Origin of the sequence: Arthrobacter sp. ok909 (genome assembly GCF_900104405.1) — a bacterium.
In the GTDB taxonomy this organism is placed as follows: Bacteria; Actinomycetota; Actinomycetes; order Actinomycetales; family Micrococcaceae; genus Arthrobacter; species Arthrobacter humicola.
Genome location: NZ_FNJS01000001.1, coordinates 419,895 through 443,180, shown reverse-complemented (window position 1 = coordinate 443,180; position 23,286 = coordinate 419,895). Strand labels below are relative to the sequence as shown.

Sequence of the window (23,286 nt, the reverse complement as noted above, 5' to 3'; positions counted from 1 at the left end):
GGATTCAGGCGGGCGGCCCGCAACCACAATGATCAGATTCATACTTCGCCGGACAGGCTCCCTGGTCCTGCTACTCATAGCCGTCAGCTTCATCACTTTCACTCTGTTCCAGCTGGGTCCGGCCGATCCGGCCTCGGCCGCATGTGGCCAGGAATGCACGCCGGAACGCGTCGCCGAGGCGCGCGTCGCCCTCGGCATGGACCAGCCGTTCTTCCTTCAGTACGCCGACTACATGCGCGGGCTGGTATCGCCGCGCATGATTGGTGCCCCCGGCGCCGAATCCGTCTGCCAGTGGCCCTGCCTCGGAAAATCGTTCCAGACGAATGAGAATGTCTCGGACATCATCAGCCGGTCGCTGCCCTACACGCTCTCGATGGCAGTCGGCGCGCTGGTCCTTTGGACGGTGTCGGGCGTGGGCCTTGGCCTGCTCGCAGCCCTCAGGAAAGGCAGCCCTACGGACAAGTTCATCGTTGGCGCGGCGTCAGTGGGCGTTTCGCTGCCGATCCCGGTCACGGGCCTGTTCCTGTTGCTGGTGTTCGTCAATCAGCTGCATCTCCTGCCGTTCACCACCAATGAGATCAACAGCCCGTTCGGTGCCCAGGGGCCGTGGGCCTGGGTGTTGAACTATTTGCTGCCATGGATTGCCCTCGCCGTCCTGTTCAGCGCCTCCTACATCCGCGTCACCCGTACGAACATGATTGAAACGTTCGACGAGGACTTTATCCGCACGGCGCGGGCCAAGGGACTGGCCCCGCGGACCGTGACGTTCAAGCATGGCGTCCGGGCCGGAATCACCCCGATTGTGACCATGCTCGGCATGGACATCGGCCTGCTGCTCGGCGGCGCCGTCCTCACCGAACAGATCTTCTCCGTGCCGGGGCTCGGATTCACCGCCGTCCGGGCCGCCATCTCCGGCGACTTGCCCGTCACCATGGCCATCACCATGCTGGCCGCTTTCTTCGTGATCGTCGCCAATGTCGCCGTCGACCTCGCCTATGCCGCCATCGATCCCCGAGTGAGGCTCCAATGACCCAGACCTATCCCGGCGCGCCGGCCACTTTGCCGTCCCCCGCGCCAACCCCTGCAGGGGCCGACGGCGGGGCTGGCGCCTTCCTGGATGTCCGGAACCTGTCAGTCGCGTTCCCCACCGACGACGGCCTGGTCTCGGCCGTCAACGGCATGGACTTCACCCTTGAGCGCGGGCAGACGCTTGGCATCGTTGGCGAATCCGGATCCGGAAAGTCGGTGACGAGCCAGGCACTGATGGGCCTGCTCAAAGGCACCTCCGCCCAGCTCTCCGGCCAGGCCCTGTTCCAGGGCAAGGACCTGATCAAGATGTCCGAGTCAGGGATGCGCCAGCTGCGTGGCCGGAACATCGGCATGATCTTCCAGGATCCGCTGTCGGCACTGCACCCTTTCTATACCGTCGGGCACCAAATTGAGGAGGCCTACCTCGTCCATCACCAGGCGAGCAAGAAGCAGGCCCGGGCTGCGGCCATCAACATGCTCGGCCGGGTGGGGATTCCCAGCCCCGAGCAGCGCTACGACGAGTACCCGCACCATTTCTCCGGCGGTATGCGGCAGCGGGCCATGATCGCCATGGCCCTCATCTGCGAGCCCGAACTGCTCATCGCGGACGAGCCCACCACGGCCCTGGACGTGACGGTCCAGGCGCAGATCCTGGACCTCATGGCCGAACTCCAGGCGGAAACCAACTCTGCGCTGATCCTCATCACCCACGATCTGGGCGTCGTGGCCGAGGTCTGCGATTCCGTGCTTGTTATGTACGGCGGCCAATGCGTCGAGTCCGGACCGGTGGACGAGATCTTCTACGACACCCGGCATCCGTACACCCTGGGCCTCCTCAATTCCATGCCGACGCTCACCGGCACCTCCGGCCGCCTCAACCCGATCCCCGGCCAGCCGCCGTCCCTGCTTGACCTGCCGTCAGGGTGCATCTTCAGCTCCCGGTGCGACTACGCCGCCCTGGCCGGCGCCGACGTCTGCCGGGAGCAGAGGCCCGAGCTCCTGGTGGAGACCGGCCACGGCAAGCGCTGCCATCTCAGCAGCCGCCAGCTCATCACTATCCGGACTTCGCGTTAGGACCCGCCATGGACAGGCAGCCAATTCTCCAGGTGGAGAACCTTCAAAAGCATTTCCCCGTCAAGGGGGGGCTCTTCTCCCCCGGCGGTGGCCGCGCAGCCAAAACCGTCAAGGCCGTCGACGGCGTCTCATTCAGTCTCGAACGAGGCCAGACGCTCGGCCTTGTGGGTGAGTCCGGGTGCGGAAAGTCCACGACGGGCCGCATGGTCGCCCGCCTGCTGGACCCCACGGGCGGACGGATCGTCGTCGACGGCGTCGACATCAGCCAGTTGCGCGGGCAGGATCTGTACAACTTCCGACGCAAGGTCCAGATGATCTTCCAGGACCCGTTCGCGTCGCTCAACCCGAGGCAGACGGTCGGTACCGCGATCGCCGCGCCGATGGTGGCGCAGAAGATCAATCCGCCCGCCGGACTGAAGAACCGCGTCAAAGAACTCATGGAACAGGTGGGCCTCAAGCCCGAACACTACAACCGCTTTCCGCATGAATTCTCTGGCGGCCAGCGCCAGCGCGTGGGTATCGCCCGGGCCATTTCGTTGAACCCCTCGGTGATCGTGTGCGACGAACCGGTGTCCGCCCTGGACGTCTCCGTCCAGGCGCAGGTGGTCAACCTGCTCCAGGAGATCCAGCGCGACACCGGTGTCGCGTACATCTTCATTGCCCACGACCTCTCCGTCGTCCGGCACATCTCCCATCAGGTGGCCGTCATGTACCTGGGCAAGATTGTTGAACAGGGTCCCCGCGAGGAACTGTTCCGTCTTCCCCGGCACCCGTATACGCAGGCGCTGCTGTCCGCCGTGCCGCTGCCCGATCCGCGGGCAGCCCGGCAGCAGGTGAAGATCCGGCTCCGCGGAGACCTTCCGTCACCGGCCAACCCGCCCAGCGGTTGCGTCTTCCGCACCCGCTGTCCGCTGTTCGGCACGCTGCCCGGAAACCAGCAACAGCTCTGCATCAGCGACGTTCCCTCGCCGGCCGGCCCAGCCGCCCCGGCATGCCACCACGCGGGGCTGGCAACTGCCGCCCCCGCCGGTGTGCAATAGACCCAACACAAAGGAGCATTACATTGACTACCCTGATCCGCGCCGTCCGTCCATGGGGACAGCCGCTGAGCGACGTCCTGGTCAAGGACGGCAAGATCGCCGGCGTCGAACCGCATGACCCGGCTCGAACGCCGTCGGACTCGTCCGGCACCCTGGGCGAGACAGTCACGGTCGTGGAGGGCCGCGGCCGGTTGCTGCTCCCGTCCTTCTCGGATGTCCACGTCCACCTGGACTCGACCCGCATCGGCCTGCCGTTCCGCGAGCACACCGGCGGTCCCGGCGTTTGGACCATGATGATGAACGACCGGGAGAACTGGCGCAACGCCGAGGTCCCGCTGCAGGAACGGGTCAACAACACGCTGGGCCGGATGATCGCGCGCGGTACCACCCGCGTCCGTTCCTACGCCCAGATTGACGTGGACTGCCGGCTGGAGCGCTTCGAGGCCGTTGTGGCCGCCAAGGAACAATTCAAGGACCAGGCCGACGTCGAAATCATCGCGTTCCCGCAGGCCGGCCTCCTGCTCGAGGAGGGCACCGTCCCGCTGATGGTGGCAGCACTCAAGGCCGGGGCCAACGTGATGGGTGGCATTGATCCGTGCAGCCTGGATCGCGATCCCGCACGTCATCTGGACATCGTTTTCGGCCTCGCGGAGAAGTACCAGGTTCCCATCGACATCCACCTCCACGAGCCCGGTGAGCTCGGTGTGTTCAGCACGGACCTCGTCCTGGAGCGCACGCGCGCCCTGGGGATGCAGGGCAAGGTCACCATGTCGCATGCCTATCAGCTGGGCAGCGTCTCCGAGGAGACCACGCGCCGGCTGATCGAGGAGTTCGCGGAGCTGGACGTTTCCATGGCCTCCGTGGCTCCGGCGGTATCCGGCCAGCTCCCGCTCCCGCTCCTGGCCGAGGCCGGAGTCCGCGTCGGTCTCGGCGAAGACGGCCAGCGCGACTACTGGTCCCCCTACGGCAATACCGACATGCTGGACCGCACCTGGCAGCTCGCCTTCACCCACGGCTTCCGCCGGGACGAGCTGATCGAACACTGCCTTGCGATCGCCACAGTGGGCGGCGCCAGCGTTCTGGATCCGGCCGCCACCCGGCTGAAAGGCACCGCGCACCGGCCGGGCCTTGAGGCCGGCGATCCGGCCGAGCTGCTGCTGGTCGATGGCGAGACGGTCGCCTCCGCGGTCATGGACCGGGGCGCCGACCGCACCGTGATCCACCGCGGACGCGTCGTGGCGGACCAGCTGCAACTGGTTCCTTAGCCCCGCAACAAAAGCGGCAGGTCCCTCGCTTGAGGGACCTGCCGCTTTTTCTGTCTTTTAGCTGGCTTTATGCCTGGATCAGCTTCCTACGCCAGCCAGCCGGGCCTCTCCGGCGGGCACAGTTCCTTCCTCGACGGACACGATGCGTCCATTCACCGCGAAGTACCCCGCCAGCGCCAGCAGCATGGCCACTCCTGCCAAGGCCCAGAACGCAGCGTCCCAGCCGCCGGTCACATCATGAAGCAGGGCAGCCCCCAAAGGTCCCAGGGAGGCGAGGGCGAAACCCAGGCCCTGGCTCATCGCCGACAGTTTCCCGGCCGTTTGAGGCCCCGTCGACCGGAGCACCACGAGTGCAAGGGCAAGCCCGAATCCTGCGCTCTGGACAACCCCCAAAACACCCACCATGAGGAACTGCAGCTCAGCCGGGCCTGCCAGTACGCCGAGCAACGCGGCCGCCACGAGCACCCCCAAACCTGGTGCCATGATCTTGAGAACCGCCGGCCGGCTGGCCAGCACGGGTGCCAATAGGCTGGCGGGAAGGCCGGCCACGCTGAACCAGGCAAGGAGCGCCGCAGCGTCACCTGCAGCGAGGCCAATCGATACGAGGAAGACCGTCAGCCAGGAAGTAACCGCAAAATACAGCATCGCCTGGAGACCAAAGAATGCTGTCACCGCCCAGGCAGTTGCCTGGTACCGCAGTGCTCGTGCTGCACGGGGCCGCTCCGCGTCAGCAGTCGGGCTGCCGGAGACGTAACCGCGTGAGGGGGAAACGCCGGTCCCCGGGTCAACGGGTCCCGCACGCCTGTCGCCATGCCTGAGGATCAGCGCTGCCCCCAGCACGGCAGGAATAGCCCACATGGCCAGCGCACCCTGCAGGCTTCCGCCCAATACGTGCTGCAGCGGCTGTATCAGCCCCGCTCCCAGTGCCGCTCCCAGACCGAAGCCCATGCTGCACAGCCCCGTCCACCAGCCGTTCCCCTTGTTGGCTTTGACGATCTGGGGCAACAGAACGCTGCCGGTCATAATCGCCATGCCGGCCAGGAACGTCCCGGGGAGCATGAGGGCCGGCAGCAGAACGCGGGCGGTCAGTGCGGCGGCCAACATCAGCATCGCAAGGGCGACGGCGCGCCCTGCTCCCAGACGCCGGGCGAGCCATGGCCCACATGGGGCGGAAATCCCGAAGGCAAGCACCGGTAGCGCCGCGAGCAGGGGAAGCATCCGGGCATTTATCCCGAGCCCCTGTTCCAACTGCCCCATGGATCCGGCAACGGTTGTAATCGCCGGTCGAAGGTTGATGGAAACGAGGCTCAAGGCGATCAGGGTCCATGCGATCTTTGAAGCCGGAGGTGTCCGGGACCGCTCCCCGGGGGCTTGGGGGATTTCTTCCACAGTCATCTCCTGAAAATTATTTGGTATACCAAGAGTACAGCGAGATTTCTCTTGTTGTTGCTGGGTGGAGAATCCCGCGGCCTTGCACACCCCGGAACTTCCTTTTGGAATACCAAAGCCTTGAGGCGGGAGACGGGCCAGGGCGACGGCGAATTCCGCCGTCGCCCCCTGCGCCCCACTGACTCGTCGTTTCCGGCGGCTCGGCGCCCGTTCCGTTACCGCCCGAGGGCCATCTGCCCCAGGGCGGCCGCCGCAATGAAGGATGCACTGTAAGTCACTAAGGCAACCACGACGATCTTCCAACTCAGGGACTTCAGCGCCTTGATGTCCCGCCCGACGGTGAGCCCGATCAAGGTCAGCGCCGGCAGCCCGATGAGAATGACGTCCAGGTGCTGGGTCAGCCCGGCGATGAGCCCCGCAGTGGGCAGGAGCGGCGCCGAAAGCACCGTTGTGATGGTCAGTACCCACACGCTTGATGGCACCGACGGCAGCAACCGCGCCAGACGGAATGACAGGCCCGTCAGCAGCAGCAGGACAATCATGCCCGCCGCATCATTCCAGGAAAAGTTCCTTGTCCCCAGGACGTTCATGACAAGGGCCGAGGCTCCGGCGATGGCAAAGGCGAGAACGGTGATGCGCGGCGTCACCTTGAGCGTGGGGTCCACATCCACTGCTACCGGAGGGGCAAGCCGCGCTGAGGCAGGCAGCGCCTGCGTGTTGCGTGCCCCGCGGGTGGACCGGCCGTCGTCGTCCTTTCCGAAGAGGCGGCTCCAGAAGGCGTAGAGCCTCCGGCACAGAGGCAGCGACAGGAAGACTCCCGCATAGAAGCCGACGATGTTCGTGACGAGGTTGGACAACGCGGCCAGCGCCATGATTTCGCCGGCCTGATCCGGGTAGATCAGGGACAGCGCCCCGACGCCCCCGAGCATCATCGACGCTGAGCCGAGTCCAAGTCCCAGGGCCAATGCGCGGGGATCGAAGATGTTTAGTCCGCCGAGGAATCCGGCGAGCAGGGAGATGAATACAGCACCAAAGAGGCTGCCGAGCAACCATACGGAGAAGACGCCCCTGTACTCGCCGGAACGGACTCCAAAGCGCTGTATGGCGAAGGCGAGGAAGGATTCGCGGTCGATTGACCAGGTGGCTCCGACCGCTACCCTGCCCAGGCCCATGGCTACGGCAATCGGCAGCGCCAGTATGACGGTGCCGAAGATGTGCCCTACTTCCTGAAGAAGGATGGCGGGACCGATCTCAGTCACTTTCGCCAGTGACGGCCCGATCTGGGTGCCGAGCCGGGCGAGGAAGAGGATGATGCCAATCTCCAAGAGCAGAGTTGCAACGGCTCGGCTTGCCCCGGAGACGCGCCGGACGCGCTGGGTTCCGAGGATTCCACCGAGGACCACGGCCCAGATGATCGGGAAGAGGACCACCGGGGCCGGCCCAAGCTGGAACTTGTACGTGCCAATCAGAACGGCCGCCACTGAGACAAGCATCGACACGGTTACCACCGTCCACCAGTGTCGGCGCGTGATCTGTTGATCCGGGACCGCAGCGGCGGATTGATTGATTAACTGGGCTTCTGAGGCCATGGGAGTAACTGTCCTTTGGGGAAAGACCTGCCACCCGTACTAGGCGGTTGCTCGGTCGAGGGTACGTGTCGTGTCTAGCTCACAAACCGGTTTGTATACCAAAATAGAATAGGTCAGTGCGGGCTAGATGTAAATCACTTTCTAAGCTCAGCTTTTTGGCGGCTTGCTGGAGATCGGCGTCCAGCAATCCCATCCGCGTTCTGGCATCGGTATACCAAAATCGCTATGGTTTGATCTGTGCGGTCCGACTGAGTGTCCGCCCCATCATCGAATCGGAGGTTGGTTTGCGCACCAAATTCAGCGCGGAATTCGTGCTCGGACATGAAGCCGGTCAACACGTTCTCATCCGCGACGGCGACGTTGTCTATGAGGACAGTCAGATCGTCTTCGTCGGGCAGAACTACGACGGTCCCGCGGACGAGTCATTGGATCTTGGCCGCTCCCTCATCACACCGGGCCTGATCGATCTTGACGCCCTCACCGACATCGATCACCTGCTGATCGATTCGTGGGCATCCGCGGACCGGGCCAGTGGACTGCAATGGTCCGAGGACTACTTCCGCAACCGCCGCGCGGACGTCTTCACGGCGCAGGAACGCCAGACCATCCGCAAATACGCTTTGGTGCAGCTGGCCCTGCACGGCATCACGACGTACATGCCCATAGCATCGGAAATCCATTCCGCCTGGGCAGAAAGCTTTGAAGAGCTTGCCGGCATGGCTGAAACCTCCCGCCAGATTGGGCTGCGGGGATACCTGGGCCCGGCCTACCGTTCCGGGGTCAATATCGTCAGCGCCGATGGGCAACGTGATGTCGCATTCGACGAGGAGCAGGGGCGTTCCGGGCTTGCCGACGCCGTTCGTTTCCTTGACTACGCACAGGAGTTGGCGGACCCCCTGGTCAACGGAGTTCTTTTGCCGTGCAGGATTGAGACGCTGACCGCGGAGCTTCTGTGTGCAACGGCTGAAATCGCCCGCGAACGGCATGCCCTTGTACGGTTGCACTGCCTTCAGGGGGCCCTGGAGCGGGAGCTCTTGCAACGCTGGCACGGACTAACTCCCCTCCAGCTCCTGAAACAGACAGGGCTAATGGATGAGCGCCTCCTCATCCCGCACGGGATCTTCGTGGACCGCAATCCGCTCGTGCATGGCACCGACCTGGGCGACCTTCAGACCCTGGCGGAGGCCGACATCTCCATCATCCACTGTCCGCTCACATCCTTCAGATACGGCATGGCCCTCGACTCGTTCGCGGCCTTCCGTGAGGCCGGCGTCAACCTGTGTCTCGGAACGGACTCCTTCCCGCCGGACCTCATCCGGGGCATGGATACCGGAGTGCACCTCGCCAAGCTTCTTGACCACAGGCCGGACGCGGCCCCCGCGGAGCACTACTTTGAAGCGGCAACCCTTGGCGGCGCGCGCGCCCTGGACCGCCCGGACCTGGGGAAGTTGGAAGTGGGAACCCAGGCCGACCTCGTTGCGTTCTCCCTTGACGACATCAGGGACGGAGTCCTGGACGACCCGATTCGAACCCTCCTGCTCAACGGAACGGCACGGCAGGCCACTCATTCCGTCGTCGCCGGGCGCTTGATCATGCGCGACGGCGTCATCCCGGGGATCGATATCCCGGGCCTGAAAACGGAGGCCCAACGGCTTTTCGAAAAGATGAAGCAAGCGTATTCGGAGCGCGACAGTGAACACCGAACGCCCGAGCAACTGTTTCCTCCCACTTTTCATGAACTGAAGCAGATCCAGCCGGTCATCGAAAAGTAGATAACCTCGCGTGAACTCACCGGCGGCATTCGTCCATCTGTCAGCCGTCCGGGTCTGGGCACCGTGCCGCGGCCGGCGGGTCACCGGCGGTATTCGGCCCAGATTCCTTCGACGGCCGCGTCACGGGCGTGCAATGAGGCCCCGGCCAGGGGCCCTTCTGTGCCGAGATCGCTGACGGTCACCAGTGTTGAGGGTTCCAGCAGGTGCGGCACCAGGATGACGCGCAAACGGACCACAAATGCCGGGCAGTCCACCAGCGGCCCGCTCAGCACGACTGCCGCGGGGTCGCTCAGGGTGGCCATGTTGCCGATGGCTTCGCCCAGCAGTTCGATGAAGTCATCGGCCGCCGGGGAGTCAGGCTGTTCCGTAAAGAGGCCGTGGTAACGGTCCATGTCCAGGGAATGCCCGCCGGCCGTGGTGATCCCGAGTTCAAGCAGACGCTCCATCAGCGTCCGTCCATTGTGCCGCAGATAGGCGATCTCTCCCGCGATGCCGTGTGAGCCGCGGCGCACCTCGCCGCCCATGACGAGGGACGCACCGATGCCGGCACCGACATAGACCATCAGGAAGTCGTCGACCCCGCGCATCGCTCCGGACTCGCGCTCCGCCAGGGCCGCCCAGTTGACGTCATTGTCAACCCGGACCGGCCCCCGGCAGTCGCCGAGAAACCGTTCGCTCAGGTTCCACTGCCCTTCGGGGAAGGGTGCGTTCGGCAGGCTCAGCACGGCCTGTCCGCCGGCCTCGACGGGGTTGGCCTGGGAGATGCCGGCGGCCAGGCACGGTGTGGAGACATCGCGCCGGTACTCGGCGAACAGGCCGGCGAGGGCGGACTCGAGCTGGTCCCGGGTCTGCGGCGTTCCCGACGAGACCTGGTAATCGCCCACGACGCTGCCGCGCAGATCAGTGGCGCGGAGCTGGGCGCGGCCGGTGGTCACAGCGACGGCGAGAGTATGTCCGTAGCCGGGGGCGATGTCGTAGATCGCCGCAGTGCGGCCGCGCGGCCCGGCCGACTGGCCCGTCTCACTTATCAGGCCGGCTTCCGTCAGCCGGGTGGCCGCCTCGGAGGCGGTGGGCTTGGACAATCCGGCGGCCGCTGCGATGGCCGCCCGGGAGCTGGGCCCGTTGCGGCGGAGATGTTCGAAGAATCGCCGGTCAGTGACCGTGGCCAATGCCTGCGGCGTCGATGCAGCCGGGGCCAGGGAGTGCGGGGAACGGGTCAAGGCAGGGGTCCTCCGATAGGGGTCTTCCCCATCGTAACGGAGTGCCCTACACTGGAGATCAGAATTAGTTAGGATTCTTTACTATAGGAGGAATTGCTGTGGAACCGATGCCCGCTACCCCTCGGATCCAGGCCGATCTCCCCGGCACCGGTGACCGCCGCCATGAGCTAGGCCTTCGCGAAGTCCGGGGTCACGAGCTCCCAGGGATGTGTCACGGAAAGTGCCCTCGGACGGCAGGCCTCCCCCTCACGTCGAAGTGCCCCATGCAAGAAACAGCAGTTCAGGAATGACGACAGAAGGAACGATCAAAATGAGCGAACAGGACACAGTCCACCAAGCCCCTCAGGTCCCCGCCGATGTTCCGGGCCAGATCCGCGCCCTCAAACGCGAACTGCGCCACCGGATCGGCGATGTCGAAGGAGTCTTCCGCCGGCTCGAGGACCGCATCCGGGTACAGGTCGAGGAAATCGAGGCCATCCGGGCCCGCGGCGAGGAGGTCTGGCCGGTTATCAACTTTGGGGACATCGAATCCGGTCAGGTCAGCGAGGCCCAGTTGGCCGCGCTGAAGCGGCGCGGCTGCGCCGTCGTCCGCGGTCACTTCCCCCACGAGACCGCGCTGGGATGGGACCGGCAGCTCGTGGACTACGTGGAGAGCAATGACTTCGATGCCAAGTACCGCGGCCCGGGGGACGACTTCTTCGGCACCCTGTCCGCCTCCCGCCCGGAGATCTACCCGATCTATTGGTCCCGACCCCAGATGGAGGCGCGGCAGGACCCGCGGATGGCCGCCGTGCAGTCATTCCTGAACCGCCGCTGGACCTTCGAATCCGAGGGGAGGATCTGGTTCGACCCGGACCAGGACTCGATGTACCCGGACCGGATCCGCCGCCGCCCGCCGGGCGCCGACTCGAGCGGCCTGGGCCCGCACACCGACTCCGGCGCCCTGGAACGGTGGCTCCTGCCGGCCTACCAGCAGGTGTTCCGGCACGTGTTCGACGGCGAACCGGAGAAGTACGACCCCTGGGACGCCGCCTACCGCACCGAAGTCGACGAGTACGAGGGCGGATCCACGATGTGCTCGGCCTTCCGCACCTTCCAGGGCTGGACGGCGCTTTCGGACATGAACAACGACCAGGGTGTGCTGCAGACGGTCCCTATCCCCGAAGCGATGGCCTACATCCTGCTTCGTCCACTGCTGGATGATGTCCCGGAGGACGAGTTGTGCGGCGTCAGCCCGCGGCGGGTCCTGCCGATCAGCGAGCAGTGGCATCCTCTGCTGATGCGCGCGCTCTCGTCCATCCCCGATGTGCAGGCCGGCGACTCGGTGTGGTGGCACTGCGACGTGATCCACGCCGTCGCCCCCGTGCAGGACCAACAAGGATGGGGCAACGTCATGTACATCCCGGCAGCCCCCCAGTGCGAGAAGAACAACCGGTACGCCGCCGTCGTGGCAGAGGACTTCAAAGCCGGACGCTCACCGCGGGACTTTCCCGAGGAGCACTACGAAACCGACTGGGATAACCGGTTCCCCGAGAACGACCTCAACCCCATCGGCAGGCGGGCGCTCGGGCTGGGCGTTTAGTCACGCCGCCCGGTCGGTGCCGGCGCACCGGTCCCTGGACCATCGCGCCCACGCCGGCGGGACCACCGGCCAGCCCCACCGCGATCCACCCACGGAAGGACAGCATTGCCTGAGATCCAGGACAACAGAACCGGATACCCCGCAGCCGTGCTCTGGGACATGGACGGCACGCTCGTGGACACGGAACCGTTCTGGATCCAGGCCCGCGCCGATCTCGCCGCCGAATACCACGTGCCCTGGAGCGACGCCGACGCCTCCTTCTTCATCGGCAAACCCCTGCCGGTATCCGCGGCCGAGATGCGCAACCGCGGAGTTCCCCTGGCCGAGCCGTACCTCACGGCCGCGGCATCCTTGGGAATCCGCCCCCGAGACTGCCTCGCCATCGAGGACACAGACACCGGGGCGGCCAGCGCCGTGGCCGCCGGCATGACAGTCTTGGTCATCCCACACCTTGGGCCTGTCCCCGACGGGCCGTCCCGGTCAACCCGGGAGACCCTCACCGGCGTCACCCTCGATGATCTTCGTTTCCTCCGGCCCGCCCTGCGCCGTTAGCAGCGCCTGACGCTGCGGCCACAGCGTCACCGATTCCAGCGCCGACAACGCCCGGGCCATGGCCTGCGCCTCTGCCGTGAACAGGTGTCCGTGGACGCGCTGGCTGCACAGGCGCACGGTCTGGCCGCGGTCCAGTCCGAACCAGTCCATCACGGTGTCGATGCCGTGCGGGCTGAGCCGCCAGGTCTTGTCCGCGTCCTTGACGATCGCGTCCTCGATCGAGAGCGCCTCGCGCCGGGAGTCGTGGCCGTCGATGATGTCCAGGATGGCCGGCACTTTCCCGGCGTCGTACCCGGCCTCGGCGAGGATCCCGGCGGCGAGCCGGGCACCCTCCTTCTCGTGCAGCAGCACCAGGTCCGGTCTCCCGCCTCCGGGCGCGATCGCCTGGAGGACTTCCGCCGGCGGCACCTGCGACCAGCCGATATCGTGCAGCATGATCGCGGGAAGGACGACGGCGGCATCCGCTTCCGGGTGCGCATCCAGCAGCGCGCGGGCCAGCCCCACGGCGTAGAGCGTGTGGGCGTCGTTGTCGCGGACTTTCAGGAACGGCGCCGCAAGCTCCCAAAGGGCCGCCAGCTCCGGATCCAGGGCGATAACGCCGTCCGGCTGCGCCTCGATCCCGGCCGAGACGTCAAGGCCGGACATGTTGGCGGCAGGCTGCAGTTTGGTCATCCAGCCAGCCTGCCCGCCCGCGGCACGCACGGCAAGGGGCCGTTTCCGCCCAGCGGAAACGGCCCAGTGGCGGGTTCTACCGCCCGACGGAGCCGAAGCAAGCCCGTACCCCTCCCCGAACAACCCCGGCGAGACTATAATTGGAGTCACACCCTGCAGCGGGAAAAGAGCGATGATGCGCGGAATAGGCAGGCGCCAATCTGGCGGGCGCGGAATAGGTCTGATCGGGATCGTGTATCTTGCCATCGGCGTAGTGGTCGCCGCCACGCATGGATATCTTGTGGCATGGAACGTTCCCGGCAATATTCTGGAAGGCCTGGCGGCCATAATTCTCTGGCCGCTCGTGGCTCTCTTCGGAGTCGATCTGCATTCCTTGATCGCCTAGAGCATTGAGCCCGCATTTCATCGCAGCAGCCGCTCGGTTAGTTGCTGATTTGGGTTGTTGCCCCAGAAACGCACGTTAGTGCGGGGCACCGCATATGGTGCTGGACCATCGCCCCCACTTTCGACAGTTCCGTCCGTACAATTAATTGTTGGCCTCCATGGCATTCACGTCGCGGGGGCGACCAAATAAGGAAGATCATCATGGGCCTGGGTGAGAAGATCCATAACGCCGCCGAGAAACTCCACGGCAAGGGCAAAGCAGCCGCCGGCAATGCCACCGGCAACGACCGACTGAAGGCGGAGGGCAAACGCCAGCAGATCAAAGCCGACCTGAAGCAGGCCGGCGAAAAAGTCAAAGACGCCTTCAAGAAACACTGAAAAACGCGCCGCCCGAGGGCGGAGGTGCGGTCCACCTCCGTCCAAGCCTCGCAGCATATCGTTTCCGCGGGCCGCCGATTCTCGCCGGGAAACCTGCAAGCGCAAAGACCGTGGACGGCCCGGCACGACCTCCAAAAGCATTTAGCCGATCAGCGCCAGGACCGCTCCGGCCGTGACCACTCCGCCGGCCTCGGTGCGGACGTCGGTAACGGTCCCGTCCCGGTGCGCGGAGACCTGGGTTTCCATCTTCATGGCTTCCAGAACAACCACAGGGTCCCCGGTCGAAACCTCGGCGCCCGGTTCGACCAGCCACTTCACCACGGTGCCGGCCATGTCGGCACGCAGTTCCCCGGGGTGGGCAGCGGCGGCAGTACCGCCGTCGGACACTACCGCCACGCCGGCAGGTGCCGCCCCGCCGGAGCGTGCCCAGCCGTCCAACAGGTCGGCCGGAAGCCCGACGGCCAGACGGCGGCCGTCCACCTCGACGGTGATGGTGCGGCGTTCGCCGTCGGGCGCGGTGGTGCTGTAATCGGGATCGGCCGGGATGTAGACACTGTCCGCGAAGTCGGTTTCGATCCAGCGGGTGTGGATGCCCAGCGCGTCCTCGGAGGTGAAGTCCGGGGACTCGAGCACGGCCCGGTGAAAGGGCAGCACGGTGGCGACGCCGGTGATGCGCATCTCGGCGAGGGCGCGGCGGGCGCGGCGCAGGGCCTGCTGGCGGTTCGCGCCCGTGACGATCAGCTTTGCGAGCAGGGAGTCGAACTGCGGCGCCACGAAGGAGCCGGAGCGGACCCCGGTGTCCAGCCGGATGCCCGGGCCGGTGGGGCCGGCGAACTCGCCGATGGTGCCGGGCGAGGGCAGGAAGCCGCGGCCCACGTCCTCGGCGTTGAGCCGGAATTCGAAGGCGTGGCCGCGCGGTGCCGGGTCCTCGGTCAGGCGCAGCGGCTCCCCCGCCGCGATCCGGAACTGTTCCTGGACGAGGTCGATTCCGGTGGTTTCCTCGGTGATGGGGTGCTCCACCTGAAGGCGCGTGTTGACCTCCAGGAACGCCACCGTTCCGTCGGCGGCGACCAGGAATTCCACCGTGCCGGCGCCGGAGTAGCCGGCCTCCCGGCAGACGGCCTTGGCGGCGTTGTAGATCAGCGTGGTCTGCTCCGCGCTGAGGAACGGTGCGGGAGCCTCCTCGAGGAGCTTCTGGTGACGGCGCTGGAGGGAGCAGTCGCGGGTTCCGACGACGACGACGTTGCCGTGCGCGTCTGCCAGGACCTGCGCCTCGACGTGGCGGGGGCGGTCCAGGTAGCGCTCGACGAAGCACTCTCCGCGGCCGAACGCGGCGATCGCCTCACGGACGGCGGAGTCGAAGGCTTCCTCGACCTCGTCGAGGACCCGGACCACCTTCATGCCGCGTCCGCCGCCGCCGAAGGCGGCCTTGATGGCGATCGGCAGGCCGTGCTGCTCGGCGAAGGCGCGGGCCTCGGCGGCCGTGTCCACGGGACCGTCGCTGCCGGCGACCAGCGGTGCGCCGGCACGGACCGCGGCGTCGCGGGCCGTGATCTTGTTGCCGAGCAGCCGGATCGCGTCCGGGCTGGGGCCGATCCAGGTCAGGCCGGCGTCCAGGACGGCCTGGGCGAAGTCGGCGTTCTCGGAGAGGAAGCCGTAGCCGGGGTGGACGGCGTCCGCTCCGGACTCGGCGGCCACGGCGAGGAGCTTGGGGATGTTCAGGTAGGTGTCCGCGGGCGAGTTGCCGTTCAGGCTGAAGGCCTCATCCGCGGCGGAGACGTGCAGGGCATCGGCGTCGATGTCGGCGTACACGGCGACGGACGCCAGCTGCGCGTCATCGCAGGCCCGGGCTATGCGGACCGCGATTTCTCCACGGTTGGCGATCAGGACCTTGCGCATCAGTTACTCACTTCTTTTTCGGTGGTGTTGTGTTCGATGGTGCTGGATTCGGCCCAGCGGAAGCGGATCTTCCCGCCGATGGGGACCTGCGCGGCGAGGTCCAACTGGGAGTCGACCACCACGGCGATCACCGGGTAGCCGCCGGTGATCGGGTGGTCGGCGAGGAAGAGCACGGGCAGCCCCTCCGGCGGGATCTGGAGGGCGCCCGCCACGGTGCCTTCGCTGGGCAGCTCGCCTTGGCGGGTGCGCTGCAGCGGCCTCCCCTCCAGCCGCATGCCGACGCGGTTGGACTGCGGCTTCACCTCCCAGTCCTGGCCGGTGAAGGAGTCCAGGGCGGCCTGACCGAACCAGTCGGCGCGCGGGCCGGGGACGACGTCGAGGACGGTCACCCCGGTGCCGGGGTAGTCCGGCTGCAGCTCAGGGTGCCCGACGACGCCGGACTCGGCCTCGCCGCCGGCGGCAAGGAGCTGCCCGGCGGTCAGCGGTGCGGGGCCGATTCCGGACATGGTGTCCGTGGAGCGGCTGCCCAGCACCGGAGAGACGCCCACTCCGCCGCGGACAGCGAGGTAGCTGCGGAATCCGCTCTGCGGAGCACCGACGCTGAGCGTTTCGCCGTCGAGCAGAGCGAAGGGGGAGGCCATCGGCGCGGTGCGGTGCCAGGTCTCCCCGGTGCCGTCCGGCGCCGACTCGATGCTCAGTTCCGACGGCGCCCCCGCAACCGCGAGGACCTGGTCCCCGGCGGCCTGGACTTTGAGGCCGCCGGCGACGGTCTCAATGGCGGCGGCCGACGGCGCGTTCCCGACGAGGCGGTTGGCCCGGCGCAGCGAGGCCCGGTCCAGCGCGCCGGCGGCGGAGACGCCGAGGCCGGAGTGGCCGTGCCGGCCGAGGTCCTGAACGAGGCTCTGCACGCCCGGCGACACGATCCGGAGTCCGGCTGTGATGCCCTGTTTAACGGCGGGTTCCGGCATGGATCCGGAAATTTCCGTGGCGGCCTCCGGGGCCGGCCCGGCGGCGGACTCGGCGGCTGGCTCCGCGACTGACTCAGCGGCCGACTCTCCTACAAGCGCGACTGCATCCCGGACGGGGCGGAACTGCACCCGGTGGCCGGGGGCTGCCAGGGCGGGCTGCTCCCGGTCCAGGTCCCACATCCGGGCGTTGGTGCGGCCGATCAGCTGCCAGCCGCCCGGGGAGCGGCGCGGGTACACGGCCGAATAGTTGCCGGCCAGCGCCACGGAGCCCGCGGGGACGGCGGTGCGGGGCGAGCTGCGGCGGGGCACTTCCAGCTGCTGGTTCTCCCCCACCATGTAGCCGAAGCCGGGTGCGAAGCCGGCGAAGGCCACGGTCCAGACCTGGCCGGAATGGGCGGCGATCACGCCCTCGGCTCCCAGACCGGTAAGCTGTCCGACTTCGGCGAGGTCCTCGCCGTCGTACACGGTGTCGATGACCACCAGCTCGCCGCCGCGCTGCGCGGGGGCGGTGAGGTCGAGCTGCAGCAACCGGGCGGCGATGCGCCGGGCCGAGGCCGGGGAATCGGCCTTGACCAAGACGGTCTCGGCGGCGGCCAGGATGTCCTGCTGACCCGGCAGCGGCGTCTCGAGGAGCAGAGCCTGCAGGGCAAGGACGTCCTGGGTGCCGGAGAGCTCGGCGAGGACGGCACGGGTGCCCACCGCCCGCACGGAGCGGACCTTGTGAACCGTGCCCTGCTGAACCGCGTCGTTCTGAACTGCCAGGGTTTCCATTGCTGTCTCCATCATCGCCACCGTTTTCCTGAAAGGATCCGCGCCACTCAGACGTGGGCTTCCTGCAGGAGCCGCTCTTCCTCCTGGGTCTGCGGGTTCCGGCCGATTGCCAGGCCGATCACGGTCACGACGGCGGCAACGGCCAGGTAGCCGGCGATCAGGTACCAGTTGCCGGTCGCGGCGTAGAGGGCGGTGAAGATCAGGGGCGCCACGGCGCCGCCGATCACACCGGCAAGGGTGTAGGCCAGCGAGCTGCCGGCGTAGCGCAGGCGGGCCGGGAACTGCTCGGTGATGAAAGCGGCCTGCGGGCCGTACATGAAGGCGTGAAGCGCCAGCCCGATCACAACGCCGATGGTCAGCATGAGGACGGACTTGCCCTGGATCATGAGGAAGAACAGCGGGATGTACAAGGCAGTTCCGACCGTCGCGATGCCGTACACGAGGCGGCGGTTGAAGCGGTCCGTGAGGGCACCGGCGGCGGGGATCAGGAACAACTGGAAGGCGGAGCCGATCAGGATGGCGCCGAGGACGTTCCCAGTGGTCATGCCGAGCTGTTTGGTGGCGTAGAGGGCCACGAACACCGTGAACAGGGAGTAGAGCACGTCCGGGCAGATCCGGGACAGGGCGGCGGCCACGAGGGCGCGGGGTTCTTTGGTGAAGACCTCCTTGATGGGGGCCTTGGGTGCCTCGCCGTGGGCCTGGATGGCCTTGAAGACGGGGGTTTCCTCGAGCTTGAGTCGGATCAGGAGGCCGAAGACCACCAGGAGAGCGGAGGCGAGGAAGGCCACGCGCCAGCCCCAAGAGAGGAAGGCCTCGGTGCTGAGGGTTGCCGCGAGGAGGGCCAGGACGCCGTTGGCCATCAGGTTGCCGGCGGGCGGGCCGATCTGGGCGGCCGAGGACCAGAAGCCGCGTTTCCGGGCATTGCCGAATTCGCTGGAGAGCAGGACGGCCCCGCCCCATTCGCCGCCGACGCCAATACCCTGCGCCAGGCGCAGCAGGACCAGGATCGCCGGGGCGGCGACGCCGATGGCCGCGTAGCCGGGCAGCACGCCGATGAGCACGGTGGCGACGCCGATCAGCATGAGGGTGACCACCAGGACATGCTTGCGGCCGATCTTGTCGCCAAGCCGGCCGAAGATCACGCCGCCAATGGGGCGGGCGAGGTAGCCGACCGCGAACGTGGAGAAGGACAGCAGCAAGCCGACCAGCTCATCGCCCACGGGAAAGAAGATCTTGGGGAAGATCAGTGCCGACGCCACCGAGTAGATCGCGAAGTCGTAGTATTCCAGCGACGTGCCGGTGAGGCTCGCGATGTAGGCCTTGACGGCGCCGGGCGGCAGCTTCCTCTTGCTGGCGGCCGGGGTGGCCTGCTGCGGTGTGGTCATGATTTTTCCTCCAGGTGTGCGGGGTGCTGCCTGTTGCGTGGTGTGCGGTCGGGGGGACCGGGCGGATCCGGTGTGATGCTGTGGTGCTGTGGTGCTGCAATGCTGTGAGCGTCGGCCCGGACGGGGGCCTTGCTTTCCGGGGGCTGACTTAGACGAACGCGGCGGTGGTGATTCCGGCGGCGTTGAGCGCCTCGCGGACGGCCGCGGCCATGGTGACGGCTCCGGGGGAGTCTCCGTGCACGCAGATGCTCTCCGCACGGATCTTCAGGATGGAGCCGTCAATCGTGCGGACGGCGGAATCGGTGGCCATCCGGAGGACATGCTCCGTGACCTCCGTGTGGTCGTGCAGGACCGCACCGGGGAGCGCGCGGGAGACGAGCGTGCCGTCCGGGTTGTAGGCCCGGTCGGCGAAGGCTTCGGTGACGGCCCGGAGACCGGCGGCCTCGGCCAGGCGCAGCACCTCCGAGCCCGGAAGGCCCAGGATCGGCAGGTTCGGGTCCACCGATTTCACGGCCTCGACGACGGCGCGCGCCTGCGCGGTGTGCGCCACGATCGCGTTGTAGAGGCCGCCGTGCGGCTTCACGTAGGCCACCTTGCCGCCTTCTGCCGCAGCCAGGGCCTGCAGCGCGCCGATCTGGTAGACGACGTCGTCCGCCAGTTCGCCGGGATCGATGTCCAGGAATCGGCGGCCGAAACCGGCGAGGTCGCGGTAGCCGACGTGCGCTCCGATCATGATGCCGGCAGCAACGGCCTCGCGGCAGGTCAGGCGGATCACGCTGGGGTCGCCGGCGTGGAATCCACACGCCACGTTGGCGCTGGAGACGGAGCGAAACATCGCCATATCGTCCCCCAGCGTCCACCGCCCATACGACTCGCCGACGTCGCTGTTCAGGTCGATCGTTGCCATTGTGATCCTCATCTCATGATTGGGCCCCTATCTAGGATGCACCAAAAGTTCAGATTGTTCAACGATTCTTCAATCCAACGATGTGACGATCGTGTAAATTCTGGAGTATGACCAGCTCCGAAGCAGGATCCCGAGTCCTTCCCTCCACGCCTCGAAACGGAGCGGGCACCGGCGCCGTGGCGGATAAGAAGCGCGAGGCCGCGGCAGGGGCTGCCCTGGGTGCGGCGGCACGGCTACGCGTGGCGGTGCCGTCCGTGGCGGACCGGGTGGCGGCTGAACTGCGCCTGCAACTGGCGGAGGGGCTGCTCCTGCCGGGAGCCCGGCTCACAGAATCGACCATCGCGGAGGATCTGGGCGTCTCCCGTAACACCGTCCGCGAGGCTTTCGCTGAACTGGCGGCCGAGCGTTTGGTGGTCCGCCACCCGAACCGGGGCGTCTTCGTGGCCAGCCTGGAGGCCGGGGACATCCACGACGTCTACGCGGTGCGCCGCGCCGTCGAAGTGAGCGCGATCCGCGGCGGCGGCAGCCCCGAGCGCGTGGCAGCGGTCCGTGCGGCCGTCGAGGAGGGCAAAGCCGCGGCGGCCGCCGGCGACGAAGAGGCCCTTGGTAACGCCAACCAGCATTTCCACGGCGCGATCGTGGCCCTCGCGGAGAGCCGCCGGCTGGACACGATCATGGCCCAGGTCCTTGCCGAGATGCGGCTCTTCTTCCACAAGGCCACCCTGGATGCGCACTTCTACCGGGGTTACCTGCCTGACAACGAGGAAATTTGCGCGGCCTTGGAAGCCGGCGACCTGGACCGCGCCGGGGACCTGCTGCTGGCCTACCTGGACCGTTCCGAGGAGCGCCAGGCCGCCGTCCACGGAGACTGAGCGGCCGGTCAGGAAAGCCCGGCGACGATTAGTGCGCGCCGGTTGAACTTGGTCCCGCGGTCAGGACAAGCACTCGTCCACGATCTTGCCGGCAACACCGCCAATGACCGTTCCCAGTCCGGCGCCCGCCGCCCCGCCGAGGATGCCGCCGATCGCGGCTCCGGCCCCCGCGAGCGTCTCCTGCCAGTTGCCGCCGGACTTCTTGTAGACCACGGTGGTTCCGCCGCCGCTGTCGGTGCCGTACGTGGCCACGTAGGAGCCGGCCGACGCCGACGCGAACGCCAGCGCTACGGGGCTGGCGCCGGGCTTCAGGAGCATTTCGTCGTAGGTTTTCCGGACCTCTTGATACGCGGCAGACGCGTCCTTCTTCCCGGATGTGGCAGCGAATCCTTCCTCACAGATCCCGGCCAGGACCGGCAGTTCGGATTCGGTGATCAGGCCCATTTCCAGGAGCTTGTCGAGGATGATTTTGGTGGCCGCCAGCCGGTCACCTTTGGCCTCCCGCATGATGCGCTCGGTTTCCCGGGCCACCGCGCTTTGCAGGTCTCCGACGCCGACCCCCACCGCCGGGGCCTTGTGCCAGGGCCGATTTTCCAAGGGCTGCTTGTCCATCATTGTGCCGCACCTCCATCAACTACGGTCTTGCAGATTCGCACAGGTTACGCCCGCGGGATTCCCTCCGGTAGACCTTTCCGCAACCGCGGGGACCCCGGGAACAGGAGGAAAGTCGGCTACCAAAAAATGCCGGTGGCGACTGTGGCCTTAGTGTCGGGCAAACGGCGTCGGGGTTTCCCCATGTTTGCGGGATCCGGCCGGCGTGTTGCGCCGAACCGCCGGCACTTGGCGGCGTCGCGCCGTTGAAGGTGGGGAATCTCCGCGGCGGAACCCGGAGAATTCAACGGCACGCGAGCCTAGCGGCGCCGGATGTCCAGCATTCGTACCCTCGCTCCGTGGCCCTCGGCGAACAACGCCATTCCGGTGCTGGATTCCGCCGGGAAGACAAGGTCCGTGAGGACGGCCAGACCGTCCTGGGCGAAGACCTCCACCGAGCAGGCGTCCAGGTATACCTGTAGCCGCAGCCGCCCGCCGTCGAGGGGCACGTGAACGTGTTCCACCGAGGCGAAGTTCTCGTGGAATTCCACGGCGCCGGACTCCCGACGGTCCAGGGACAGCCTGGACGTGGCGGTGTCGTAGGCCAGTACGGTCCGCTCGGCGCCCCCCGTCCGGAGCAGGAGACCCACTTTGGCAGCGGTTCCCGGCTCGATCGCGACGTCGATGCGCGCGGCGGCCGAGGGGGCGGCCCCGACGGCGGCGCCCCCAAGTCCGCCCCCGGCGGCGCCCGATTCCGGCGTCACAAGGTCCACCGTGCCGGGGTGAAGTTCCCGGGACCCCAGGGAGATCCGGCGGGCGTCCGGGCCGCCGAAGGGATCGATCGCCGCCTGCCGCAGGACGACACCGCCGGAGGGCAGCCGTGTCAGGGTTACTTCCCGCGCCAGGGACATGGCGCCGCGCCAGCCTTTGGTTGGCGTCTTGCCCGCGTAGTCCCAGTTGTTCATCCAGCCGATCGTGATCCGGCGGCCGCCGGGGGCGTCATTGAAGGAAACGGCCGCGTAGTAGTCCCGCCCCCGGTCGAGCCAGGCATAGTCCGGCATCCGGCTTCCGTCCGGCTGGAGGCCCTCGGTGACCGTGGTCTCCGAACGGAAGTGCACGCCGTCGAACGTGCCCGTAAAGTACTGGGCGCCCGAGCCGCCGGCAATGCCGCCCGGATTGAGATTGACCACCAGGACCCATTTGGTGTCGGCCGGGCGGCCGTCCACCGCGAGGGGAAAGAGGTCAGGGCATTCCCAGTCGCCGCCGGTGGCGTTCGCCGGACCGAAGCTGCTCAGGTATTCCCAGTCCTTGAGATCCGCGGAGCGGTACAGGACCACCACACAGTCCGTGGCCTCCACCGCGGCCATCACCCAGTAGCTTCCCGCGGGGCCGTCGTAGCGGAACACCTTGGGGTCGCGGAAGTTGGCCGAGGCACGGTCCAGGACGGGGTTCCCGGCGTACTTGGTCCAGGTCTGGCCCTGGTCCAGGCTGAAGGCCAGGGACTGGGCCTGCCGTCCGCGCACCGGCGAAGCGTCGGTGTACGCGCTGGTGTAGACCGCCACCAGCGGCGGCGTCCCGGGGGTGCCGAAGCCGCTGGTGTTGTCCGGGTCGAACACCACGGAGCCCGAGAAGATCGCCTCATTCCCGTCGCAGGGAATGGCGACCGGCTGCTCCTCCCAGTGCAGGAGATCCGGCGACGTCGCGTGACCCCAGGACATGTTCCCCCAGGCGTCTCCGGAGGGGTTGTGCTGGTAGAAGAGGTGGTACGTGCCGTTCAGGTGGATCAGCCCGTTGGGGTCGTTGAGCCAGTTTTTGCCGGCCGAGTAGTGCCACTCGGGCCGGAACAGGTCGGAGGATAGCGGCAGGGACGCGGCCGATTCCGGCACAGCAGAAACAACAGCAGATGCGGGGACATTCATGGGGACCTCTGGGGTTCGGCAGGGCGCG

General features: G+C 67.1%; 20 protein-coding genes. 10 read left to right on the top strand and 10 right to left on the bottom strand.

What is annotated here, in order from left to right; genetic code table 11:
• The first annotated feature begins 28 nt into the window (after positions 1–28).
• Genes BLR03_RS01975 through BLR03_RS01960 form a run of 4 tightly spaced genes read left to right on the top strand, consistent with a single transcriptional unit; the run spans position 29 to position 4,408 of the window.
• Positions 29–1,030 (top strand): ABC transporter permease, encoded by a 1,002-nt coding sequence (locus tag BLR03_RS01975; RefSeq protein WP_091248684.1) that lies wholly within the window; start codon positions 29–31, stop codon positions 1,028–1,030.
• On the top strand, positions 1,027–2,103 hold the full coding sequence (locus BLR03_RS01970) for an ABC transporter ATP-binding protein (protein ID WP_091248682.1): 1,077 nt from the start codon (positions 1,027–1,029) through the stop codon (positions 2,101–2,103). Before BLR03_RS01975 ends, BLR03_RS01970 begins: the two co-directional genes overlap by 4 nt.
• An 8-nt stretch (positions 2,104–2,111) precedes the next feature.
• The gene (locus BLR03_RS01965; protein ID WP_091248680.1) at positions 2,112–3,143 is read left to right on the top strand and encodes an ABC transporter ATP-binding protein; all 1,032 of its coding nucleotides are present in this window, start codon (positions 2,112–2,114) and stop codon (positions 3,141–3,143) included.
• Between the two features lie 23 nt (positions 3,144–3,166).
• Positions 3,167–4,408 carry an amidohydrolase family protein gene (locus BLR03_RS01960; RefSeq protein WP_091248677.1) on the top strand — a complete coding sequence of 414 codons (1,242 nt, stop codon included), beginning with the start codon at positions 3,167–3,169 and terminating at the stop codon, positions 4,406–4,408.
• Between the two features lie 78 nt (positions 4,409–4,486).
• Here the strand turns inward: BLR03_RS01960 and BLR03_RS01955 are convergent, their stop codons facing one another.
• Together BLR03_RS01955 and BLR03_RS01950 are read right to left on the bottom strand one after the other, a co-directional pair.
• On the bottom strand, positions 4,487–5,803 hold the full coding sequence (locus BLR03_RS01955; protein WP_254788105.1) for an MFS transporter: 1,317 nt from the start codon (positions 5,801–5,803) through the stop codon (positions 4,487–4,489).
• Between the two features lie 209 nt (positions 5,804–6,012).
• Positions 6,013–7,278, bottom strand: coding sequence for a DUF3100 domain-containing protein (locus BLR03_RS01950; RefSeq protein ID WP_254788104.1), 1,266 nt, complete (start codon positions 7,276–7,278; stop codon positions 6,013–6,015).
• 392 nt (positions 7,279–7,670) lie between these two features.
• Between BLR03_RS01950 and BLR03_RS01945 the strand changes: the two genes are divergently transcribed.
• Positions 7,671–9,158 carry a chlorohydrolase family protein gene (locus tag BLR03_RS01945; protein ID WP_091248672.1) on the top strand — a complete coding sequence of 496 codons (1,488 nt, stop codon included), beginning with the start codon at positions 7,671–7,673 and terminating at the stop codon, positions 9,156–9,158.
• Positions 9,159–9,238: 80 nt separating this feature from the next.
• Here BLR03_RS01945 and BLR03_RS01940 read toward each other — a convergent pair whose 3' ends face one another.
• Positions 9,239–10,378 (bottom strand): ROK family protein, encoded by a 1,140-nt coding sequence (locus BLR03_RS01940; RefSeq protein WP_139184453.1) that lies wholly within the window; start codon positions 10,376–10,378, stop codon positions 9,239–9,241.
• Between the two features lie 310 nt (positions 10,379–10,688).
• Between BLR03_RS01940 and BLR03_RS01935 the strand changes: the two genes are divergently transcribed.
• Together BLR03_RS01935 and BLR03_RS01930 are read left to right on the top strand one after the other, a co-directional pair.
• Entirely contained in the window at positions 10,689–11,960 is a 1,272-nt protein-coding gene (locus tag BLR03_RS01935; protein WP_091248669.1) for a DUF1479 domain-containing protein, read from the top strand.
• Between the two features lie 105 nt (positions 11,961–12,065).
• Positions 12,066–12,512, top strand: a complete 447-nt coding sequence (locus tag BLR03_RS01930) for an HAD family hydrolase (RefSeq protein ID WP_254788103.1) — start codon at positions 12,066–12,068, stop codon at positions 12,510–12,512.
• Here BLR03_RS01930 and BLR03_RS01925 read toward each other — a convergent pair.
• Entirely contained in the window at positions 12,441–13,184 is a 744-nt protein-coding gene (locus tag BLR03_RS01925) for an HD domain-containing protein (RefSeq protein ID WP_091248668.1), read from the bottom strand. The genes BLR03_RS01930 and BLR03_RS01925 overlap by 72 nt on opposite strands.
• 232 nt (positions 13,185–13,416) lie before the next feature.
• Between BLR03_RS01925 and BLR03_RS24285 the strand changes: the two genes are divergently transcribed.
• Both BLR03_RS24285 and BLR03_RS01920 read left to right on the top strand, forming a co-directional pair.
• Complete coding sequence (locus tag BLR03_RS24285; protein ID WP_175460370.1) at positions 13,417–13,569, top strand: hypothetical protein; 153 nt, start codon at positions 13,417–13,419, stop codon at positions 13,567–13,569.
• 200 nt (positions 13,570–13,769) lie between these two features.
• On the top strand, positions 13,770–13,946 hold the full coding sequence (locus BLR03_RS01920; RefSeq protein ID WP_091248667.1) for a CsbD family protein: 177 nt from the start codon (positions 13,770–13,772) through the stop codon (positions 13,944–13,946).
• A 141-nt stretch (positions 13,947–14,087) separates the two neighbouring features.
• Here the strand turns inward: BLR03_RS01920 and BLR03_RS01915 are convergent, their stop codons facing one another.
• The 4 genes from BLR03_RS01915 to BLR03_RS01900 form a co-directional block, all read right to left on the bottom strand.
• Positions 14,088–15,845 carry an acetyl/propionyl/methylcrotonyl-CoA carboxylase subunit alpha gene (locus tag BLR03_RS01915; RefSeq protein ID WP_091248664.1) on the bottom strand — a complete coding sequence of 586 codons (1,758 nt, stop codon included), beginning with the start codon at positions 15,843–15,845 and terminating at the stop codon, positions 14,088–14,090.
• Positions 15,845–17,584, bottom strand: a complete 1,740-nt coding sequence (locus tag BLR03_RS01910; RefSeq protein WP_091248863.1) for a 5-oxoprolinase subunit B/C family protein — start codon at positions 17,582–17,584, stop codon at positions 15,845–15,847. Before BLR03_RS01910 ends, BLR03_RS01915 begins: the two co-directional genes overlap by 1 nt.
• Positions 17,585–17,631: 47 nt before the next feature.
• Positions 17,632–18,969: an MFS transporter gene (locus BLR03_RS01905; protein WP_091248663.1), complete on the bottom strand. Its 1,338-nt coding sequence runs from the start codon at positions 18,967–18,969 to the stop codon at positions 17,632–17,634.
• A gap of 148 nt (positions 18,970–19,117) precedes the next feature.
• A complete protein-coding gene (locus tag BLR03_RS01900) occupies positions 19,118–19,876 on the bottom strand; it encodes a LamB/YcsF family protein (protein ID WP_091248660.1) in 759 nt (252 codons plus the stop codon).
• Between the two features lie 107 nt (positions 19,877–19,983).
• Here BLR03_RS01900 and BLR03_RS01895 point away from each other — a divergent pair, with 107 nt between their 5' ends.
• On the top strand, positions 19,984–20,748 hold the full coding sequence (locus BLR03_RS01895; protein WP_254788102.1) for a GntR family transcriptional regulator: 765 nt from the start codon (positions 19,984–19,986) through the stop codon (positions 20,746–20,748).
• A 60-nt stretch (positions 20,749–20,808) separates the two neighbouring features.
• Here BLR03_RS01895 and BLR03_RS01890 read toward each other — a convergent pair whose 3' ends face one another.
• Together BLR03_RS01890 and BLR03_RS01885 are read right to left on the bottom strand one after the other, a co-directional pair.
• Entirely contained in the window at positions 20,809–21,363 is a 555-nt protein-coding gene (locus BLR03_RS01890) for a hypothetical protein (protein ID WP_091248655.1), read from the bottom strand.
• A gap of 296 nt (positions 21,364–21,659) precedes the next feature.
• Positions 21,660–23,258: a glycoside hydrolase family 32 protein gene (locus tag BLR03_RS01885; protein WP_091248652.1), complete on the bottom strand. Its 1,599-nt coding sequence runs from the start codon at positions 23,256–23,258 to the stop codon at positions 21,660–21,662.
• Positions 23,259–23,286: the final 28 nt, after the last annotated feature.

Coding starts and splice junctions, on each gene's coding strand:
- BLR03_RS01975 (WP_091248684.1), top strand. CDS start 29: ATGATCAGATTCATACTTCGCCGGACAGGCTCCCTGGTCCTGCTACTC.
- BLR03_RS01915 (WP_091248664.1), bottom strand. CDS start 15,845: ATGCGCAAGGTCCTGATCGCCAACCGTGGAGAAATCGCGGTCCGCATA.
- BLR03_RS01970 (WP_091248682.1), top strand. CDS start 1,027: ATGACCCAGACCTATCCCGGCGCGCCGGCCACTTTGCCGTCCCCCGCG.
- BLR03_RS01890 (WP_091248655.1), bottom strand. CDS start 21,363: ATGATGGACAAGCAGCCCTTGGAAAATCGGCCCTGGCACAAGGCCCCG.
- BLR03_RS01910 (WP_091248863.1), bottom strand. CDS start 17,584: ATGGAAACCCTGGCAGTTCAGAACGACGCGGTTCAGCAGGGCACGGTT.
- BLR03_RS01900 (WP_091248660.1), bottom strand. CDS start 19,876: ATGGCAACGATCGACCTGAACAGCGACGTCGGCGAGTCGTATGGGCGG.
- BLR03_RS01955 (WP_254788105.1), bottom strand. CDS start 5,803: ATGACTGTGGAAGAAATCCCCCAAGCCCCCGGGGAGCGGTCCCGGACA.
- BLR03_RS01885 (WP_091248652.1), bottom strand. CDS start 23,258: ATGAATGTCCCCGCATCTGCTGTTGTTTCTGCTGTGCCGGAATCGGCC.
- BLR03_RS01920 (WP_091248667.1), top strand. CDS start 13,770: ATGGGCCTGGGTGAGAAGATCCATAACGCCGCCGAGAAACTCCACGGC.
- BLR03_RS01905 (WP_091248663.1), bottom strand. CDS start 18,969: ATGACCACACCGCAGCAGGCCACCCCGGCCGCCAGCAAGAGGAAGCTG.
- BLR03_RS01925 (WP_091248668.1), bottom strand. CDS start 13,184: ATGACCAAACTGCAGCCTGCCGCCAACATGTCCGGCCTTGACGTCTCG.
- BLR03_RS01965 (WP_091248680.1), top strand. CDS start 2,112: ATGGACAGGCAGCCAATTCTCCAGGTGGAGAACCTTCAAAAGCATTTC.
- BLR03_RS01935 (WP_091248669.1), top strand. CDS start 10,689: ATGAGCGAACAGGACACAGTCCACCAAGCCCCTCAGGTCCCCGCCGAT.
- BLR03_RS01895 (WP_254788102.1), top strand. CDS start 19,984: ATGACCAGCTCCGAAGCAGGATCCCGAGTCCTTCCCTCCACGCCTCGA.